The sequence below is a fragment of the Vreelandella stevensii S18214 genome (assembly GCF_000275725.1).
In the GTDB taxonomy this organism is placed as follows: domain Bacteria; phylum Pseudomonadota; class Gammaproteobacteria; order Pseudomonadales; family Halomonadaceae; genus Vreelandella; species Vreelandella stevensii.
Genome location: NZ_AJTS01000036.1, coordinates 113,514 through 132,120 on the forward strand (window position 1 = coordinate 113,514; position 18,607 = coordinate 132,120).

16 protein-coding genes are annotated in these 18,607 nt (G+C 59.6%); 7 read left to right on the forward strand and 9 right to left on the reverse strand.

The window, feature by feature from the left end; translation table 11 throughout:
• The first annotated feature begins 113 nt into the window (after positions 1–113).
• Complete coding sequence (locus HSS18214_RS0108455) at positions 114–2,642, forward strand: penicillin-binding protein 1A (protein ID WP_026001818.1); 2,529 nt, start codon at positions 114–116, stop codon at positions 2,640–2,642.
• A gap of 103 nt (positions 2,643–2,745) precedes the next feature.
• On the opposite strand, the gene HSS18214_RS0108460 is transcribed toward HSS18214_RS0108455, so the two are convergent.
• The 4 genes from HSS18214_RS0108460 to lhgD form a co-directional block, all read right to left on the reverse strand.
• Positions 2,746–4,758, reverse strand: coding sequence for a TRAP transporter permease (locus HSS18214_RS0108460; protein ID WP_016914858.1), 2,013 nt, complete (start codon positions 4,756–4,758; stop codon positions 2,746–2,748).
• A 93-nt stretch (positions 4,759–4,851) separates the two neighbouring features.
• Positions 4,852–5,373 carry a DUF1850 domain-containing protein gene (locus tag HSS18214_RS0108465; RefSeq protein ID WP_016914859.1) on the reverse strand — a complete coding sequence of 174 codons (522 nt, stop codon included), beginning with the start codon at positions 5,371–5,373 and terminating at the stop codon, positions 4,852–4,854.
• A gap of 13 nt (positions 5,374–5,386) precedes the next feature.
• Entirely contained in the window at positions 5,387–6,346 is a 960-nt protein-coding gene (locus HSS18214_RS0108470; RefSeq protein WP_026001819.1) for a TAXI family TRAP transporter solute-binding subunit, read from the reverse strand.
• Positions 6,347–6,477: 131 nt separating this feature from the next.
• Complete coding sequence (lhgD, locus tag HSS18214_RS0108475) at positions 6,478–7,671, reverse strand: L-2-hydroxyglutarate dehydrogenase (RefSeq protein WP_016914861.1); 1,194 nt, start codon at positions 7,669–7,671, stop codon at positions 6,478–6,480.
• A 111-nt stretch (positions 7,672–7,782) separates the two neighbouring features.
• Here lhgD and csiR point away from each other — a divergent pair, with 111 nt between their 5' ends.
• From csiR to gabT, 6 genes are all read left to right on the forward strand, one after another.
• The gene (gene csiR / locus HSS18214_RS0108480) at positions 7,783–8,472 is read left to right on the forward strand and encodes a DNA-binding transcriptional regulator CsiR (RefSeq protein WP_016914862.1); all 690 of its coding nucleotides are present in this window, start codon (positions 7,783–7,785) and stop codon (positions 8,470–8,472) included.
• A gap of 100 nt (positions 8,473–8,572) precedes the next feature.
• Complete coding sequence (locus tag HSS18214_RS0108485; RefSeq protein WP_016914863.1) at positions 8,573–9,751, forward strand: acyl-CoA dehydrogenase; 1,179 nt, start codon at positions 8,573–8,575, stop codon at positions 9,749–9,751.
• A 27-nt stretch (positions 9,752–9,778) separates the two neighbouring features.
• The gene (locus HSS18214_RS0108490; RefSeq protein ID WP_016914864.1) at positions 9,779–10,993 is read left to right on the forward strand and encodes a CaiB/BaiF CoA transferase family protein; all 1,215 of its coding nucleotides are present in this window, start codon (positions 9,779–9,781) and stop codon (positions 10,991–10,993) included.
• A 271-nt stretch (positions 10,994–11,264) separates the two neighbouring features.
• Positions 11,265–12,059 carry an EAL domain-containing protein gene (locus HSS18214_RS0108495; RefSeq protein ID WP_026001821.1) on the forward strand — a complete coding sequence of 265 codons (795 nt, stop codon included), beginning with the start codon at positions 11,265–11,267 and terminating at the stop codon, positions 12,057–12,059.
• Positions 12,060–12,998, forward strand: a complete 939-nt coding sequence (locus HSS18214_RS0108500) for a GGDEF domain-containing protein (RefSeq protein WP_016914866.1) — start codon at positions 12,060–12,062, stop codon at positions 12,996–12,998.
• A 67-nt stretch (positions 12,999–13,065) separates the two neighbouring features.
• Positions 13,066–14,340, forward strand: a complete 1,275-nt coding sequence (gene gabT / locus HSS18214_RS0108505) for a 4-aminobutyrate--2-oxoglutarate transaminase (RefSeq protein ID WP_016914867.1) — start codon at positions 13,066–13,068, stop codon at positions 14,338–14,340.
• 107 nt (positions 14,341–14,447) lie between these two features.
• Here the strand turns inward: gabT and HSS18214_RS0108510 are convergent, their stop codons facing one another.
• The 5 genes from HSS18214_RS0108510 to HSS18214_RS0108530 form a co-directional block, all read right to left on the reverse strand.
• Entirely contained in the window at positions 14,448–15,752 is a 1,305-nt protein-coding gene (locus HSS18214_RS0108510; protein ID WP_016914868.1) for a TRAP transporter large permease, read from the reverse strand.
• Between the two features lie 22 nt (positions 15,753–15,774).
• Complete coding sequence (locus HSS18214_RS0108515; RefSeq protein ID WP_016914869.1) at positions 15,775–16,287, reverse strand: TRAP transporter small permease; 513 nt, start codon at positions 16,285–16,287, stop codon at positions 15,775–15,777.
• The gene (locus HSS18214_RS0108520) at positions 16,284–17,300 is read right to left on the reverse strand and encodes a TRAP transporter substrate-binding protein (RefSeq protein ID WP_016914870.1); all 1,017 of its coding nucleotides are present in this window, start codon (positions 17,298–17,300) and stop codon (positions 16,284–16,286) included. Before HSS18214_RS0108520 ends, HSS18214_RS0108515 begins: the two co-directional genes overlap by 4 nt.
• Before the next feature lie 170 nt (positions 17,301–17,470).
• Positions 17,471–17,719, reverse strand: a complete 249-nt coding sequence (locus HSS18214_RS0108525; protein WP_016914871.1) for a YkoF family thiamine/hydroxymethylpyrimidine-binding protein — start codon at positions 17,717–17,719, stop codon at positions 17,471–17,473.
• Positions 17,720–17,737: 18 nt separating this feature from the next.
• The gene (locus tag HSS18214_RS0108530; RefSeq protein ID WP_016914872.1) at positions 17,738–18,550 is read right to left on the reverse strand and encodes an alpha/beta fold hydrolase; all 813 of its coding nucleotides are present in this window, start codon (positions 18,548–18,550) and stop codon (positions 17,738–17,740) included.
• Positions 18,551–18,607: the final 57 nt, after the last annotated feature.

Consider the following 18,607-nt stretch of genomic DNA (forward strand, 5'->3'; position numbering starts at 1 on the left):
TACGCCATATCAACACTGGTGGCCGCTGCTTCCCCTTCCTATAATGGCAGCCATTGCGCGCTATGGCGGTTACACCACCATACCTACTCTCTTTTCATGGGTGCCCACTGTTCATGACGTTTTTACGAACTCTAGTGCTGTCGCTATTTTCGCTGGTCGTTGCGCTGATGGGCGCCACGGTACTGGCGGTCATCGGCGCAGCGATCTATTTCTCTCCGGGGTTACCCGACGTTCGGCAACTGCAGAATTTCGAGCTACACACACCGCTCCGTATCTACACCAATGACGGCAAGCTGATTGGCGAGTTTGGTGAAGAGCGCCGCATGGCGATCGACTTCGATGAAATCCCGGACAACATGGTCAACGCGCTGATTGCCGCCGAGGACGCCAGCTTCTTCAACCATGCCGGTGTCGACCCTCGTGGCCTGGCCCGGGCAGCGGTCGAGCTGGTACAGAGCGGTGGTGCCATTCAGTCCGGTGGTTCCACCATCACCATGCAGGTGGCACGTAACTACATGCTGACGCTGGATCAGACGTTCACGCGTAAAATACGCGAGATCCTGCTGGCCCTGCAGATGGAAAAAGTGCTCAGCAAAGAGGAGATCTTCGAGCTCTACGTCAACAAGATCTTCCTTGGCAACCGCGCCTACGGTATCGCCGCGGCAGCGGAAACCTACTACAACAAGCCGCTGGCCGAGCTGAGTCTGGCCGAAACCGCCATGATTGCAGGCCTGCCCAAGGCGCCGTCTGCCTTCAACCCGCTGGCCAACTCCGAGCGCTCGCTGATTCGCCGTAACTGGATCCTGTTCCGGATGCGCGAACTGGGCTACATCGATAACGAAGCGTACCAGGCCTCGGTGCAGGCCCCGGTCACCGCCCGTCGTCACTTCACCCAAACCGAAGTGGATGCCGCCTACGTCTCGGAGATGGCGCGCCAGTACGCAATCGAGCGCTTTGGTGATACGGCATACACCGGTGGCTATCGCATTTACACCACTATCGACAGCACCATGCAGCCCTTCGCCCGTCAGGCGCTGGCCAACGGCCTGATTGCCTATGACCTGCGTCATGGCTGGCGTGGTGCCGAGCAGCGTGAAATTGCGTCCAGTCTGGTCGAAGCTCAGGAACAGACCAACACCCAGGGCTTAGAAGAAGAGCTCTCGGAGTCTCCTGAAATTCGCCAGACCGCCCGCCAGGCCGCCCAGCGCAGCCAGACGGAAGTGGACGGTGTCGATGGCGACGTGAGTAACTGGCTGCAGGTACTCGAGCGTACGCCCAACTACGGCCTGCTGCGCCCCGCCATCGTGGTCGAAAGCAGTGGCCGTGAAATGCAGGTACTCACCCGTGGCGGTGAACTGCACACCATCACCTGGAGCGGCTTGAGCTGGGCGCGCCCCTACCTCAGCCCGCGCAGCCGCGGCGCCGAACCCAGCAGCGCCAGCCAGATTGCCGAGCGTGGCGACCTGATTCGCGTCATCGAGAACGACGATGGCTCCTTGCGCCTTTCCCAGCGCCCGGATGCCGAAGGCTCACTGGTAGCCCAGGACCCGCGTACCGGTGCGATTCTGGCCCTGCAAGGTGGCTTCGACTTCAACGCCAGCAAGTTCAACCGCGCCGTACAGGCGCAGCGCCAGTCGGGCTCCATCTTCAAGCCGTTCATCTATCTGGCGGCGCTGGAAGATGGCGAAATGAACGCCGCCAGTGTGGTCAATGACGCACCGGTAGTGCTGGACGACGGCAGCAACGCCCTGTGGCGCCCGGTGAACTCCAGCCGTGACTTCCAGGGCCCCATGCGCCTGCGCCCCGCGCTGGCTCGCTCTCGCAACCTGGTCACCATTCGTGTGCTGCAGACCATGGGGCTGGATCACACCATCCAGTACCTGGAAGGGTTTGGGTTTGCGCCCCAGCGCCTGCCACGTGGCCTGTCGCTGGCGCTGGGCAGTGCCGACCTGACGCCGCTGGAAATGACCAATGCCTACGCCGTGATTGCCAACGGCGGCTTCCAGGTCTCCCCCTGGTTCATCGACCGGATTACCCGCGACGATGACAACGAAGTGATCGACGAAGCCACCCCGCAAGTGGCCTGTGCCAGCTGTGCCGAAGGCCAGGAAACCGTGGAAATCGATGGCAAGACCTACCCCGTTGCTCCCCGCGTGGCCGATGCGGCGGCGGTGTATATCCTGCGTGACATGCTGCGTGACGTCATTACCTCGGGCACTGGCCGTGCAGCGCTCAGCCTGAATCGCGATGACATCGTGGGCAAGACGGGCACCACCAACAGCCAACGCGATGCCTGGTTCGCGGGCTTCAACGGCGACCTGGTGACCACCGTTTGGGTGGGCAAGGACAGCAATGAAACCATCGCCGAGTACGGTGCCAATGCCGCCCTGCCCATCTGGATAGAGTTCATGGGGGATGCCCTGGCAGGCTCGCCCTCAGCGATCCCCGAGCGGCCTTCCACGGTCATATCGGCACGCGTGGACGCCTCCACTGGGCGACGCCTGCACGATGACCAGTCAGGCGGTATTTCCGAGCTGTTCCACCGCGACCACTTGCCGGACTATCAGGCCCGAGGCATCAGCCAGGAGCTGGAAGAAGCCAGCGGCTCGCAGGGGTCAGGCGCGGCAGAGTCGATCTTCTAACCGCCCGTCAGGACCGCGCTGCGAAATAGCCTGGCCTGAACCGCAGGCATGAAAAAGCCCGGGAACCTCTCAAGGTTTCCGGGCTTTCTTTTAGGGATGGCCGTTAGCTCGTTACGCTCAGATTTTCACGACGGCTGGCCTGCCAGTTGGCTGCGATGACCACGCTCATGACCACCACACCGGCGATTTCTGTCCACAGGCTGGGGTAGAACACCGCGAAGATCGCGCCGCCAATGGCCAAACGCGGCAACCACGACATGCGCGTAAACAGATAGCCCTCCAGCGAAGCGGCAAACGCCCCCAGCGCCAGGATGGCAATGACCCCGTTCCAGATCACCACCGGCACCGGGCCACCCACGATGATTTCCGGGTTGAACACCATGAACAGCGGAATCAGGTAGAGGCCCTTGGCAAACTTCCACGCCTGCACGCCGGTCTCCATGGGTTTACTGCCCGCAATCGCTGCCCCGGCAAAGCCTGCCAGGGCGATGGGAGGCGTCACGTTGGAGTCCTGGGAGTACCAGAACACCACCAGGTGAGCGATCAGCAGCGGCACGCCGAACTCGGCGGTCAAGGCCGGACCAACCAGTACGATCAGCACGATATAGCTGGCCGTTACGGGCAGCCCCATGCCCAGAATCAAGCTCGCCAGCAGGACCATCACCAGCGCCAGCACCAGGTTACCGCCAGAGAAGGCCAGCATCATGGAGGAGAACTTGAGCCCCAGGCCGGTCAGCCCTACGACGCCTACGATGATGCCCGCTACGGCACAGGCCATGGAAACCGCCACGGCATTGCGCGCGCCCAGCTCCAGCCCTTGCACAAGCTTCACCAACCCTGCCCACAGCACGCCCCTGGTGCGCTCCAGGGTCACGGGCTGGCCCTGTTTGGGGGCCACGAAGAAGTACCACAGCGCGTAGCGAATCACCGCCACGGCAATCATGGTCACCACCGCGTAGTAGCCCACTCGCATGGGCGACATGCTCATGGCCAACAGCCATACCAGCACCGCCAGCGGCAGCAGAAAATGCCAGCCATCCTTCATCACCTGGCGCATCTGCGGCAGCTCGCTTTTGGCCATGCCCTGCATGCCTTGCTTCAAGGCAATGATATGCACGAACAGATACACCGTGGCAAAGTACATGATGGCCGGCAGAATACTGATCTTGACGATTTCCAGGTACGGCGTATTGGTGTACTCGGCAATCAGGAACGCCCCGGCCCCCATCAGCGGCGGCATGATCTGCCCACCGGTAGAGGCCGCCGCCTCGATGCCTCCCGCCTGCTTCGGCTTATAGCCCAGCTTTTTCATCAGCGGAATAGTGAACGCCCCCGTGGTCACCACGTTGGCGATGGCACTGCCAGAAATCGACCCCATGCCCGCAGATGCCAGCACCGCCGCCTTCGCCGGGCCACCACGCTGCCTGCCCGTGGCTGCGTACGCCATATCGATGAAAAACTTGCCCGCCCCCGTGCTTTCCAGGAACGCGCCAAACAGGACGAAAATGAAGATATAGGTTGCCGCCACGCCCAGCGGTAGGCCGAAGATACCTTCCTGCCCCAGATAAAGCTGGCCCGCCACGCGGTCGAGGCTGTAGCCACGGTGGGCCAGAATGCCGGGCATCCACTCGCCCAGCCAAGGCAGCTCGCCCCTTGGCCCGGCAAAGGCATAGATGATCGCCAGAAGGCCAATGATCGTCATGCCCAGGCCCACCGCACGGCGACTGGCTTCCAGTACGGTCACCGTGGCAATACAGGCCACCAGAATGTCCGTCTCGTTCCAGAACCCGGCGCGGCTGAAAATGGCGTCCAGGTTGAGCACCAGATACCCCCCGGTGATCAGCGCCCCGGCAAAAAAGATAAGATCGATCCCCCAGCCCAGCACACCGCGTTTACGGTGAGGGCCAAAGGCAGGAAACATCATGAAGGCCAACAGCATGATCAGCGCAAGGTGGATACTACGCTGATAGAAGAGACCCAGGGGTTGAATACCCGCAGAATAGAGCTGGAATAACGAAAGCCCCACGGCAACAATGGTGATACACCACAGCACGATGCGGGGTTGAATCGCATTCCCGCCCGGCATGATGACCGGCGGTGGAGTGGATTCGTTCATGAAGTCCTCGGAAGCGTTAGCAAACTTATACGTTATGTAATAACGCCAGGCGTGGTACACCCGGCTTTATATGATGTGCTTGGCATCAGGCTGTCATTGACAGATATCGTCATGGGGTAAAACGTCGCGAGCCTCCATCAGTTGAATCGTGACACGCTGCCCGGCCACCCGCTCGCTCAAGCTGCACACGGCATGCTCACCATCGGGCCAGATGACCTGATGGTTTACCGCGAGAGCCCCCACCCGTAGCGCGTAGCGGTTATTGGGCACTGCTTCGTTGATAGCATCGATCCAGTAGCCACCCTCCCCATCCGACACTTGCTCGCCACGGCCCAGGACATGCCCGAGCCCAGCGGCAAAATCCGGCTGATGGCTACGCTCCAGCTGCAGCGTTCCTGCCGCATTGCGGTAGCAGTCCAGGACCGTGAAATGCTTCACCGAGTGCTGCCACTGGATGCACCAGCGGCTGCCGCTGGGTGCCGCGACATTCAGCAGCGCCTGATGCTCTTCCGTCGTGACGACCAGACGCTGCGACGCCGAAGCAGGGGCGGTCCCCGCTTCGGCGCACATGCCGCTCATCGAGAAAAGCGCCACCAGTGGAAAACACCACCGCATAGCGGCTCCGCGATTAGGGGCGCAGGTTGTCAGGGATATCCGCACCGACTTCTTCGAAGTAGCGGATAGCGCCCGGATGCAGCGGCACCGGCGTAGAGCCCATGGTGAACTCGACGGTAGTGTCGTTGGCAGCCGGGTGAACGGCGATCAGCTCATCGATGTTTTCGAACAGCAGCTGGGTCAGTTGGTAGGCCAGCTCTTCGTCCAAATCGGCGTTGACGACCAGTACGTTAGGAATACCAATGGTCTGGACCGCTTCGTCCATGCCGTCGTACATGCCCGCGGCCAGTTCATAAGGGGCGAACACCGCTTCCACTTCCTGGGCGTTGGCAATCTCTTCATCGGACAGGCCGATCAGGCGAATGTCGCGCGTGGCAGCAAGGTTGAGAATCGAGCTGGTGGGCGGACCAACGCTCCAGAAACCGGCGTCGATATCGCCATCACGGATGGCATCAGCGGTTTCGTTGAAGTTCAGGCGCTGGGGAGTGAAGTCGCTGTAGCTGACGCCGTTGGCTTCCAGCAGGGCACGCGCGTTCAGCTCGGTACCACTGCCCGGCGCACCCACGGAAACACGCTTGCCCGCCAGGTCCGCAATGCTGTGAATGTCGGAATCGGCCAGGGTCACGAGCTGTACCGCGTTCGGGTAGACCGAGGCCAGCGCACGGGTATTCTCGATCTGACGACCTTCAAAATCACCCGTGCCGGTATAGGCCTGGTAGGCGGTATCGGCCAGCACCAAGGCCAGGTCGGCATCACCGCGCATGATCAGCCCCATGTTCTCGACGGAAGCACCGGTCACTTCGGCGGTCGCCTGAGCGCCATCGATATGGTTGTTGATCATTTCGGCAAAGCCACCACCGATCGGGTAGTAAACGCCGCCGGTACCGCCGGTCGCAATGGAGAGCTGCTGGGCGCTGGCGGGCAGTGCAGCCGCCAACATGGTCGCTGCAACGGTGTATTTTAGTTTGTTCATTGGAATTGCCTCCGTCCTGCTTGGACTTATTGATTATGGTTGACGTAAAGGAGGTAAGAAGCCAGTTTCTCGCCGCCGTCAGCGGCGTCGAGAACGGTATTTAAACGTTAGCACGGCAGTTGCGTTAGATACTAATCCAACAACGTTTTCACCTGCTCCACGATATGCGCACCAATGGGTAGCGCCGAGGTCGCCGCAGGCGATGGCGCATTGCCCACGTTGACCGTGCGCGGAGTATTCACGAACAGGAAGTCATCCACCAGCCGACCATCGTTGGAGACCGCCTGAGCGCGTACGCCCGCCGGGTAAGGGGTCAAATCCTCCTGGGTCAGGCTCGGGCAGTACTTGCGTACCAGCTCCAGATAGCCGCGCTTGTAGAGCGAGTTTTTCATTTCCACCAGTCCAGGCTTGAGATGCTTGCCCAGCACTTTCAGGATGCCTGGGTGGCTGAACATCTGCCCCATATCGCGTAGCGACATGTCCTGCTTGCGATACCCTTCGCGCTTGAGCGCCAGCACCGCATTGGGCCCAACGGTAACCGTCCCGTCGATCATGCGGGTGAGGTGAACACCCAAAAAAGGCATGGCGGGGTCGGGAATCGGGTAGATCAGGTGGTTGACGATGCGGTTGTGGTGCTCGGGAAGCAGGTAGTATTCGCCACGGAAAGGGCAAATCGTGAAGCCGGGATCCTTGCCCAGCATGCGGATCACCCTGTCGGCCATCAACCCCGAGCAGGAGACCAGGTAGCGGCTGGTGAAGGTCTCGTGCTGGGTGGTCACCACGACCTCATCGGCCCGCTCGTCAAGGCCCGTCACGCAGTGATCGAAGCGAATCTCGCCGCCCAGCCGGGTGAACTCGTCAGCCATCGCCTGGGTGACTTCGGCATAGTTCACGATGCCGCTGGAAGGCACGAAAATGCCCGCCACACCGGTAATGTTAGGCTCTCGCTCCTTGAGCGCCGCGGCCTCCAGCCACTCCCGCTCCAGGCCGTTGGCGGCGGTGCGCTCCCAGAGCGCTTCCATACGCTGCTTTTCCAGCGGGTTGGTGGCCACCAGTAGCTTGCCGCAGATGTCGTAACCCACGCCATGCTGGTCACAGAACTCGCGGGTCGCACGGTTCCCCTCCAGGCAAAACTTCGCTTTCAGGCTTCCCGGCGTGTAATACACCCCAGCATGAATCACGCCGCTGTTATGGCCGGTTTGATGCTGAGCGGGGCCTGCTTCCTTTTCCAACACCAGCAAGCGTTTGTCCGGATAGGCCTGTTGCAGCTGCATGGCGGTGGAAAAACCCAGTATGCCGCCGCCGACAATGATGAAATCCCACATGAATGTCGTTACCTGTGCCAAATTTGCAAAATTTATTGATAATAGCCGTTATTCTACGTTGACCGCCATGCCCCTACATTGGTCTAAGCCACACTGATCCAAGGAGTCCCCATGGAGCACGATGCACCGCGCCAGAACCTGGCGATTAGCGCTTACCACGCGCTCAAGCAGGACATCATTCGTGGCCGCTATGCCCCCGAAGAGAAGCTCTTGATGAGCCGTTTGAAAGAGTATTACGGCGTGAGCACCGGCCCCCTGCGTGAAGCGCTGTCACAGTTGGTCGCCGACCGACTGGTCGTGGCCATCAGCCAACGGGGCTACCGGGTGGCGGCCATGTCGCTGGCCGAACTGAACGATATCTACGACGCTCGCGCTCAGTTGGAAGGGCTGATTTTGCGCCTCGCCATCGAACGTGGCGACGACGACTGGGAAGCCAACGTGCTGGCCACGGCGCACCGCCTGGCCAAAGTCACCGACGTCAGCTCCCCCGACGAACTGCTGGACGGCTGGGATTTACGCCACAAGGCGTTCCATACCGCCATTGCCAGCGGCTGCAACTCCCCCCACCTGCTGCAGATGCGCAACACCCTGTTCGATCAGGTAGAGCGCTATCGCCACCTGTGGCTGCAAGAGACCGTCATGTCGCCCCAGGCGCTGGACATCAAGCGCCAGGAGCATGCGGCGCTGGTCGACGTCATTCTCGCCCGCAACACCGAACAGGCGGCCGACCTGATGCGCGACCACCTGATGACTCCGGTGCCTATCATTACACGGGTACTGCAAGCCCGCGGCATCGATTGAATGCCGGGCGATTAAATTCTGCGTTTTAAAAAAATGTAGATATTTTTAAATAACGGCGATACATTGAGCTCAACAAGATCATCTTTCGGAGTTCAACGCCATGACACGCTTCAACTGGGACGACCCGCTGCTTCTCGAACACCAGCTCACCGATGAAGAGCGCCAGATTCGTGACGCCGCCCACGACTACTGCCAGGAAAACCTGCAGCCACGTGTGCTGAGCGCTTTCCGCGAAGAGCGTTTCGATCGTGACATCATGTCCGAGATGGGCGAGCTGGGCCTGTTGGGCGCCACGGTTTCCCCGGAATACGGCGGCGCGGGCGTCAACCACGTGGCTTATGGCCTGATCGCCCGTGAAGTGGAGCGTGTCGATTCTGGCTATCGCTCGGCCATGAGCGTGCAGTCATCGCTGGTGATGTACCCCATCGAAGCGTATGGCTCCGAAGAGCAGAAACACAAATACCTGCCCAAGCTGGCCAGTGGCGAGATGGTGGGCTGCTTCGGCCTGACCGAACCCGACCATGGCTCCGACCCGGGCTCCATGATCACCCGTGCAGAAAAAGTCGATGGCGGCTACCGCCTGACCGGGGCGAAGATGTGGATCACCAACAGCCCGATTGCCGATATCGCGGTGGTCTGGGCCAAGTCCGCTGCCCACGATAACCAGATCAAAGGCTTCATCGTCGAGCGTGGCACCGAAGGCTTCTCCACCCCGAAAATCGAAGGCAAGGTCTCTCTGCGTGCATCGATCACCGGCGAAATCGTCCTCGACAACGCCTTCGTTCCCGAAGAGAACCTGCTGCCCAACGTCAGCGGCCTGAAAGGTCCTTTCGGCTGTTTGAACAAAGCACGCTACGGCATTGCCTGGGGCGTGATGGGCACCGCTGAATTCTGCTGGCACGCTGCCCGCCAGTACACCCTGGACCGCAAGCAGTTTGGCCGCCCGCTGGCCGCCAACCAGCTGATCCAGAAGAAGCTGGCCGACATGCAGACCGAAATCACCCTGGGCCTGCAAGCCGCCCTGCAGGTGGGCCGCCTGATGGACAGCGGCAACTGGGCGCCGGAAATGATCTCGCTGATCAAACGCAACAACTGTGGCAAAGCGCTGGACATCGCCCGGGTGGCCCGCGACATGCACGGTGGCAATGGCGTCTCCGACGAGTACGGCGTGATCCGCCACATGGTGAACCTGGAGTCCGTGAATACCTATGAAGGTACCCACGATGTGCACGCCCTGATTCTGGGCCGCGCACAAACCGGCATTCAGTCGTTCTTCTAACGTCGTCATCACTCAGCGAGGCACCCCATGAGCACAGTCGCAAAGCCCCTGGCAGGCATCAAGGTACTCGATATCTCTCGGGTACTGGCAGGCCCCTGGTGCGGGCAGATGCTGGCCGACATGGGTGCCGAGGTGATCAAGGTAGAGCGCCCCCAAAGCGGCGATGACACGCGCCACTGGGGGCCACCCTGGCTCTCCGGCAGCAACGAGTCGGCCTACTACCTGTGCGCCAATCGTGGAAAACGCTCGGTGACGGTCGATATGGCCAAGCCCGAAGGCCAGGCACTGATCAAGCAGTTGGCGGCCCAATCGGACGTGGTGCTGGAAAACTTCAAGGTCGGCGGGCTGAAAAAATACGGCCTGGACTACGCGAGCCTGAAAGCACTCAATCCTGGCCTGGTCTACTGCTCCATTACGGGCTTTGGCCAGCAGAGCCCCTACGCCCATCGAGCGGGCTACGATTTCATGATCCAGGCCATGGGCGGCCTCATGAGCCTGACCGGCCAACCCGACGGTGAACCCGGTGGCGGCCCGGTCAAGGTGGGGGTCGCCATCACTGACATTTTCACGGGCCTGTATGCCACCAATGCGGTGCTGGCAGCGCTGTACCAGCGCCGCGACAGTGGCGAAGGCTGCCATATCGACCTGGCGCTCATGGACGTACAGGTAGGTGTGCTGGCCAACCAGGCACTCAATTACCTGACCTCCGGCCAGGTACCCCAGCGGCTGGGCAATGCGCACCCGAATATCGTGCCCTATCAGGCGTTTGCTACCGCCGATGGTCACATGATCGTGGCCGTCGGCAACGACGAACAGTTCAAGCGCTTCTGCCAGGTCATCGACCAGCCGCAGCTGGCACAGGACGAGCGCTTTGCCACCAATGGCAGTCGTGTACAGCATCGCGAAGCGCTGGTGCCGATCCTGGCACTCGCCCTGGCAGCACAGCCTACCGATAGCTGGCTGGCAGCCTGCGAAGCGGTCGGTGTGCCCTGCGGGCCCATTAATACCCTTGATCGCGTGTTTGACGATCCTCATGTCAAGGCACGCGGGCTCAAACAGACGCTGCCCCATGCACTGGCAGGCGAGGTCAATCTCGTCGCCAACCCGATTCGTATCAACGGGCAGTCACTGAGTGCCCAGAGCGCTCCCCCGACCCTGGGCGAGCACACCGATAGCGTGCTGGATGCCATCGGTATTAGTGACGAGCAGCGCGCGGCGCTTCGCGCGGCAGGCATCATCTAGCACTGCTCTCTTCCGAATATGACCCACTTTAACTATTACCCACTTTAACTATGAACCTATGTCGATGTAGTACCCCTTGAAACGCCCAGCCGGGCGTTTTTTTTGCCTGCCATCACCACTCTATACAAAACCTATACAGACAGTGTCGTTATCGCTAGACTAAGCTTATCTCTTGGCAGCTCGTGGCCAACCCGAGCACGTGCTTTACGACGATTTCCAATCCAGGCGACGTGACCCGTCGGCCGAATAAAAGACGACATGGGGTAACGGCATGGCTAACTGTGCGCGAGTGAGCGGAGTGTGTAAACGCTGTGAGGGCGAGCTGCCCTTTGAGTTCACCATGGCCTTCCAACCCATCGTCGAGCTTTCAAAGGCCCGCGTGGTAACCCATGAAGCACTGGTGCGCGGCCCGAATGGTGAATCGGCATGGAGCATCCTGTCCCAGGTGACCGATGACCTGTTGTATCGCTTCGATCAGGCGTGCCGGGTTCGTGCCATCGAACTGGCCAGCGAACTTGGCATGGAGACCGACCTCTCCATCAACTTCCTGCCCAACGCCGTATATGAACCCGAGGCCTGCATTCAAGCCACGCTGGAGGTATCTCAACGGGTGGGCTGGCCCACCGACAAACTGATCTTCGAGATCACCGAAACCGAGCGGGTACGCGACCGCCAACACTTGTGCAACATCATCGATGCTTACCGCAGCATGGGATTCAAGACAGCCCTGGACGACTTTGGCAACGGCTACGCCAACCTGGACCTGTTGACTGTTTTGGCACCGGACAAACTCAAGATCGACCGCGAACTGGTCATGCACTGTGATCAGCACCCACGTCGTCAGGCCCTGCTCAATGCGATCATCCTGCTGGCCAGGGAACTGGACATGACGCTGATTGCCGAAGGCGTGGAAACACGCCAGGAAGCGCTGTGGCTTGCCCGGGCTGGCATCACGCGGCAGCAAGGGTTCTTTTATGCCAAACCCCGGATTGGCGAGCTGGCAACGGAACTAACGCCTATGCTGGAAGCGCTAGGTCACGAGATATCGTCAGGCATGGAGCGCTGAATGAACGCAATCGGCACCGATTATCTGTATCAACTGATACACCGCTCAAAGCGCAATACGAAGAACGTTATCAAGACCGCACCCTTGGGCATCTGTATCACCGACCCCCATGGTCATTTCGAAATGGTCAACCCTGCCTACTGCCAGTTTTACGGCTATCAAGAGGAAGAGTTGATCGGCCAGCACTTCACCATCGTGGTGCCCGAAGCGTATCGACAACAGCTCAGCCAGCTGCACGATGTGTTCATCCAGGGCAACGACACTCACGAGCTGCGCCAGGAGTGGGAAGTGCGCTGCAAGAACGGCGAAGTACGCACCATCATCGCCGAAGCCGCCCGCATAGAGGGCGATGATGGGCTGGCCCGCAAGGTCACGTTCATCGTCGATATCACCCAGCGCAAGCGGCTGGAAGAGCGCTTGAAGCAAGCCAACGAGCGCCTGGAATATCTGGCGCACCACGATGAGTTGACCGGCCTGCTAAACCGTCGCCAAGGGCTTGCCAAGCTGGAGGAAGCCATCGAACGCTGCCAGCGCTACGGCAACCCGCTGAGCATTGCGCTCTTCGACCTGGATGATTTCAAGCAGATCAACGACACCTATGGGCATGGCGCCGGCGACGGCGTGCTCGAGGAGCTGACGCGGGTGGTCAACCAACAGCTACGCAACACGGATGTCCAGATACGTCTGGGAGGCGAAGAGTTCCTGATCATCATGCCGGAGATCGACGCCGAAGGGGCTCAAACCGCCCTGGAGCGCATCCGCCAAGAGGTGGCACAAACGCCCTATACCCAGCACCAGCTCACCGTGACGCTGTCGGCGGGTATCGCATGTTACAGTGAAGCCACCAGCACACGAATGCTGGACCGGGCTGACAAGGCCATGTACCAAGCCAAGCAGGCAGGGCGGAATCGCGTCGTCATCGCATCGTCACCTGTGTGATGCACGCTGATGCGCACTATGCTTACAAGATGCTGACAAGCACACCCCAACCCAAAGGAGTTGAGCCATGAGCAACGCCGAGCTAAACGAACTAAAGCAGAAATACGTCGCGGCAGGGGCAGCAAGCCCTGCCACCGCTTTTGCGGACCGCGCCGAAAACGCTGAGATCTGGGACGCCGACGGTAACCGCTTCATCGACTTCGCGGGCGGTATCGGCGTCCTAAACGTGGGGCACCGCCACCCGAAAGTGGTGGCCGCGGTAAAAGCCCAGCTCGACAAGGTCATGCACACCTGCCAGACGGTCATGCCCTATGAAGGCTACGTCAAGGTCGCCGAAAAGCTCAGCCATCTGGTTCCCGTCCGTGGCCACGCCAAAGTCATGCTGGCCAATTCCGGTGCCGAAGCGCTGGAAAACGCGGTGAAGATCGCTCGCGCCGCCACTGGCCGCTCCAACGTGATCTGCTTCGATGGCGGCTACCACGGCCGTACCTTCTACACCATGGCCATGAACGGCAAGGTTGCACCCTACCAGACCGATTTCGGCCCGATGCCCGGCACCGTATTCCGCGCCCCCTACCCGGTGCCCTACCACGGCGTCAGCGAAGACGAAGCGATTCGCGGCCTGAAGATGACGCTGAAAACCGACGCCAACCCCAAAGACACCGCTGCCATCATTCTGGAGCCAGTACTGGGTGAAGGCGGCTTCTACCCCGCCCCGAAAAGCTTCCTCGAAAAGATTCGCGAAATTTGCGATGAACACGGCATGCTGATGATCATCGATGAAGTGCAGTCAGGCTTTGGCCGCACCGGCAAGATGTTCGCCATCGAGCACAGCGGCGTCGAGCCGGACATGATGACCATGGCCAAGAGCATGGCCGACGGCATGCCGATCTCGGCCATCGTCGGTACCGACAAGGTGATGGACGCCTCTGGCCCCAACTCCTTGGGCGGCACCTACACCGGCAGCCCCACCGCCTGTGCGGCTGCGCTGGCCGTCATGGAAATCTTCGAAGAGGAGAACATCCTCGAGAAGAGCCAGGCGCTGGGCGAGAAGCTGGCGGCGCGCTTCAACGAGTGGCAGGGCAAGTTCGATTGCATCGACCATGTGCGCAACATGGGCGCCATGGCCGCCTTCGAACTGGTCAACAACAAGACCGACCGCACCCCGAACCCGGAGCTGGCAGCAGCGCTGTGCAAAAAAGCCCGTGAAGAGGGTCTGATCCTGCTCTCCTGCGGCATGTACGGCAACACCATCCGCTTCCTGATGCCCGTCACCATCGAAGACGACGTGCTGAACGAAGGCCTGGACATCATCGAGTCCTGCCTGGAATCGCTGATCTAAGCCCTTATCCCAACGCAGTTCACACTAGATAAAACGCCGCCCCATCGGGCGGCGTTGATCATCAGGCTAATCGTTCAGACTTCCCAAACGTCCTCAATCAAAAAGAGTCAGCCCGCCATATAACGAGGTAGCCAAAGGACCAATTCCGGCCAGACACTGACGATCACTGCCGCCAAGCACATTAGCAAGAAAAACGGCAGTGATGCCCAGGCAACGCGTCCAATACTTTCGCCCGTCAGGCTCTGTAGAACGAACAGGTTGAAACCTACCGGCGGGGTAATCTGCCCAAGCTCGATCATGATAATAAGAAAAATACCGAACCAGATCGGGTCGAACCCAGCCATCAGTACAATGGGCAGGGTGATAGGTAGGCTCATGACGGTAATGGAAATACCATCCAGGAACAGCCCTAACACGATATAGAACAGGGCCAATGCCAATAGCAGCAGCATAGGACTGAATGCTTGAGCCGCAATCCAGCTCGCCAGTTCGCGCGGCAAGTGCAGGTAGCCCATGGCGGTCGATAGCAGCGTGGCCGTGATCAGCAGACTACACACCATGATGGAGGTGATCAGTGTGCCGCGAAGCGCATCTGCCAGCATCGATATACTCAGCTGCCGCTCTATTGCCAATAGCAATAGGGTCGCGGTCACACCAACGGCGGCCGCCTCGGAAGGTGTGGCAATGCCCGTATAGATGGAGCCGATCACAATCACGATCAACATTACGATGGGAAATAAAAGACCCAGAGATTGCACCAGCGTCTGCCCATGGATGACCTGCTTAGGTGCCAGCTCGGGCGAACGCATGGCACGCAACGCAATATATCCACTGTAGAGCAGGGCGATCACCAAACCAGGCACAACCCCCGCCATGAACAGCCGACTGATCGAGACTTCCGCCTGTACCCCGTACACAATCATGACAATAGAGGGAGGAATTAACAGACCAAGGCTGCCCGCCCCAGCCAGCGAGCCAATCGATAAATGTCGGTCATAGCCGCGCCGTTTGAGTTCCTGAGTGGTTATTTTACCAATGGTAGCGGTCGTGGCGGCACTGGAACCGCTCACTGCCGCAAACAACGTACATCCCAGAACGTTGGTATGCAGAATCCCACCGGGCAAGCGACTGGTCATGGGTACCAGCCCTTTGAACAACCGCTCCGAGAGATTGGATCGAAAGATCAGCTCCCCCATCAGGATGAATAGCGGAATCGCCGACAGCTCCCAACTATTACTTGCTCGATACAGAATACGCGAGAAAATCAAGCCGATACGGTCACCCCCAAAGTCACCGAACAGCCATAACGACCCGATGGAAACGGCCAGCATCGAAGCAAATATCCAGGTACCCATGGAGAGCAGGAATATCAGCAGCAGCGCGACACCAACGGCAGTCCAGAAAATATCCATAGTTTCTTCCTGTTCACCGGCTTCAGGCCGTCGGTGATATATAGCGTGAGCGCAGCAAGCTAATCTTCAGAGACCTTACCAACAGTGTGAAGGCGATCAGCCACATTCCGATCAAGATGCCTCCCTCGGGCAACCAAAGGGGCGTTTCAGCCATCGTGTCGCTGACCACACCCCGCAAGTAACTCCTTTGCACGTTGGTAAACCAGAAGGTGGATAACCAGATGAAACCCGCGGCCGTCAGCAGACTGCTGAACAGCTCTAGCGGCCAGCGCATCTCCACGGGGATGCGCCCCAATAGTAGTGAGACACGGATCAAACCGCCCTTTTCCAGTACATAGGGCAGCCCCAGAAAAGACATGGTCGCCACGGCATAGCCAATGTACTCATCCAGGATGAACGTCGAACGGCCCATCAATCGCAAGACGATTTCCAGCACGATATGACCAAGCATGTAGACGATCAATAAAATAGCGATGAGCGCACCCAACCTGTTCAACAGCACCGAGACACGCTCAATGGCGTAAAGCAGCCTCATTGCGGGCTCCGAAACGCATCCAGAATCGCTTCACCGACCTCACCGCTAGTCGCCAGCCAATTGTCGATCACGCTTTCTGACGCCTGAGACAACGCCTCCATGACATCTTGCGTGGCAGGATCGTTGACCACGACACCATGCTCGGCCAACGTGCGGTAGTTCTCTTCGGTCCGCGTGATGACCGCTTCCCAATTGTGCTCGTCGGTCAGGCGCGCGGCCTCCAGCACGGCTTCCTGCTGCGTCTCGTCGAGAGCATCAAAGACAGCCTTGTTCATATGCACCATATTGAGCGGAATAGCGTACTGAACAGCCGAGAAGTAGTCCTGATGCTCCCAAAAACTGGCATTGGCTCCCGCCTCTGCCGAGGTCAGCACTGCGCTGATGCCGCCTGTCGCCAACTGTGGCACCACATCTCCCCAGGACAAACTGACCGGCGACGCACCCAGGTTGCGGAAGGTTTCCGTGCCGCTGCGATCAAAAGTACGAATTTTTAGGCCTTGCAGATCACTGGCGTGTTCAATGTCACCTCTGGACCAGATGCCGCTGGGCGGCCAAGGAGACGCGTACAGAAGCACCTGGTCGTTATCCTCGAAGACTGCTTCGTAGTAGGGTCTGGCAATGTCGTAGAGTCGTCGTGCGTCTTCTATGTCATTGACCAGAAATGGTAGAGAAGAAAGGAGAAAGATAGAGTCCACACCGCTCATGGTCCCAGAAAGGGTATCAGCGATATCGATGGCACCATCGGCAACAGCGTAAAAATGATCTCCGGAGTTAAACCCAAGCGCTCCACCAGTGTGCAGGGTGATGGCGACCTCTCCTTGGGTCAGCTCATCAACGCGTTCGATGAAGTAGGCATCGCCCTGGGCGTGGATGGAACTTGCATTGTATTCGTTGGAAAAGTCTAGCCGGTGTGTCTGCGCATGCGCCGATGGAAGCACGGCCGAAACGCTCAGAAGGGCCAGTAGGGCCGTGGCAGGGGCATAGCGTCCCTGCTTGAGTGTCGTTGTGATCATGTTTTAAGGTTCCCCTGACTTTTATTGATCTTGCTCATCAACCTACCATGATCTCACCCCTCTCGATTCGCATTTACGACATGCAACATTGGAACTGCGACACGCAGAGCTAGGTAAAACAAAAGTTTAATTTACTTTCCCGGCTGCTCAATGACTGAGCACAAAATCATTTACCGGGGCCGCCGATCACCTTCCAAAAAGTTGGCGGTAAACACGGCTTTGCCGTGGGTCTCGAACGACCACTTCATCACCTCGCCGAGTGCCGCCATCACCTCATCGAACTCGCCAAATACCTGAGTGCTCATTCGGTTGGGGTGTACTTCCAACCCGGTGGCCTCCAGGCGTTTGACCACCTCTTTCACCACGGGCTTGAAATCATCGGCCAGCGGGTAGTAACTCAGCTGTACGGAAAGGTACATATCGACTCCTTGAGCGCCCTATGATGGCGCTGTTTGAAACTGCTGCCACGCGGCCAGGATCGCCGAGCGGGTCTCCTCCGGGTGCTCCATGGGGAACATGTGGGTGCCCGGCACCGTACTGACCGGCAACCCCCGGCGGGCGATGCGCTTGACCCGCGATGGCGTCATCAAGTGCGACTCCAGCCCGGCCACTAGCTGTACGGGTACGCCTACCCGTTGGGGCAAGCCGGAGAGGTGATCCGGCAGGTGGCGGAAAATTTCCAGCTCGATGCGCGGGTCGAAGGTCAGCTCGGCGCTGCCGTCGTCCAATAGTCGCGTGCCTGCTTCAATGTAGTCGTTGAGTGCCTCGGGGGTAAAGCGACGAAACAGCCCTCGCCGCCGCAGCGACATCGCCATGGCCTCACGGCTGGGCCACACCGTGCGCCGCCCCTTGGTTTTACCCGCTGGGGTGATACGGTCCATGAACCCAAACCGTTTGGCCGCTTTCATGGCCCAGGCGTCTGGCCCCAGCATCAGCGGCGGGTCGAGCATGATCACACCGCGAAAACGCTCCGGCTGCTTGTCGGCAGCCATGGCCATCAGCGTGCCGCCCAGCGAATGCCCTACCCCCAAGAGCGGTGCATCGGTGTCGGGCAGGTAGCTCAACAGCTCCTCTACCAGGTTGCCCCAGTTGTGGTTCACCGGGTAATCCGGGTGGTGGCCCAAGCGGTCCAGCGGGTGAACATCGAACGATTCCGCCAGCGGGTCTAACAGGCTGCGGTAACTCAAGCCGGGAAAGCCGTTGGCATGGGCAAACACTAAACGGGGGCGTTGGGTGGCATCGGCAGGCATGGCGGGCTCGTGGGTCATCTGGCGGTTCGGGGGCGATCACATAAGGGCTATCACGCA

What these genes read in the sequence shown, in the direction of transcription:
- HSS18214_RS0108455 (WP_026001818.1), top strand. Translation starts at nt 114, where the DNA reads ATGACGTTTTTACGAACTCTAGTGCTGTCGCTATTTTCGCTGGTCGTT.
- HSS18214_RS0108460 (WP_016914858.1), bottom strand. Translation starts at nt 4,758, where the DNA reads ATGAACGAATCCACTCCACCGCCGGTCATCATGCCGGGCGGGAATGCG.
- HSS18214_RS0108465 (WP_016914859.1), bottom strand. Translation starts at nt 5,373, where the DNA reads ATGCGGTGGTGTTTTCCACTGGTGGCGCTTTTCTCGATGAGCGGCATG.
- HSS18214_RS0108470 (WP_026001819.1), bottom strand. Translation starts at nt 6,346, where the DNA reads ATGAACAAACTAAAATACACCGTTGCAGCGACCATGTTGGCGGCTGCA.
- lhgD (WP_016914861.1), bottom strand. Translation starts at nt 7,671, where the DNA reads ATGTGGGATTTCATCATTGTCGGCGGCGGCATACTGGGTTTTTCCACC.
- csiR (WP_016914862.1), top strand. Translation starts at nt 7,783, where the DNA reads ATGGAGCACGATGCACCGCGCCAGAACCTGGCGATTAGCGCTTACCAC.
- HSS18214_RS0108485 (WP_016914863.1), top strand. Translation starts at nt 8,573, where the DNA reads ATGACACGCTTCAACTGGGACGACCCGCTGCTTCTCGAACACCAGCTC.
- HSS18214_RS0108490 (WP_016914864.1), top strand. Translation starts at nt 9,779, where the DNA reads ATGAGCACAGTCGCAAAGCCCCTGGCAGGCATCAAGGTACTCGATATC.
- HSS18214_RS0108495 (WP_026001821.1), top strand. Translation starts at nt 11,265, where the DNA reads ATGGCTAACTGTGCGCGAGTGAGCGGAGTGTGTAAACGCTGTGAGGGC.
- HSS18214_RS0108500 (WP_016914866.1), top strand. Translation starts at nt 12,060, where the DNA reads ATGAACGCAATCGGCACCGATTATCTGTATCAACTGATACACCGCTCA.
- gabT (WP_016914867.1), top strand. Translation starts at nt 13,066, where the DNA reads ATGAGCAACGCCGAGCTAAACGAACTAAAGCAGAAATACGTCGCGGCA.
- HSS18214_RS0108510 (WP_016914868.1), bottom strand. Translation starts at nt 15,752, where the DNA reads ATGGATATTTTCTGGACTGCCGTTGGTGTCGCGCTGCTGCTGATATTC.
- HSS18214_RS0108515 (WP_016914869.1), bottom strand. Translation starts at nt 16,287, where the DNA reads ATGAGGCTGCTTTACGCCATTGAGCGTGTCTCGGTGCTGTTGAACAGG.
- HSS18214_RS0108520 (WP_016914870.1), bottom strand. Translation starts at nt 17,300, where the DNA reads ATGATCACAACGACACTCAAGCAGGGACGCTATGCCCCTGCCACGGCC.
- HSS18214_RS0108525 (WP_016914871.1), bottom strand. Translation starts at nt 17,719, where the DNA reads ATGTACCTTTCCGTACAGCTGAGTTACTACCCGCTGGCCGATGATTTC.
- HSS18214_RS0108530 (WP_016914872.1), bottom strand. Translation starts at nt 18,550, where the DNA reads ATGCCTGCCGATGCCACCCAACGCCCCCGTTTAGTGTTTGCCCATGCC.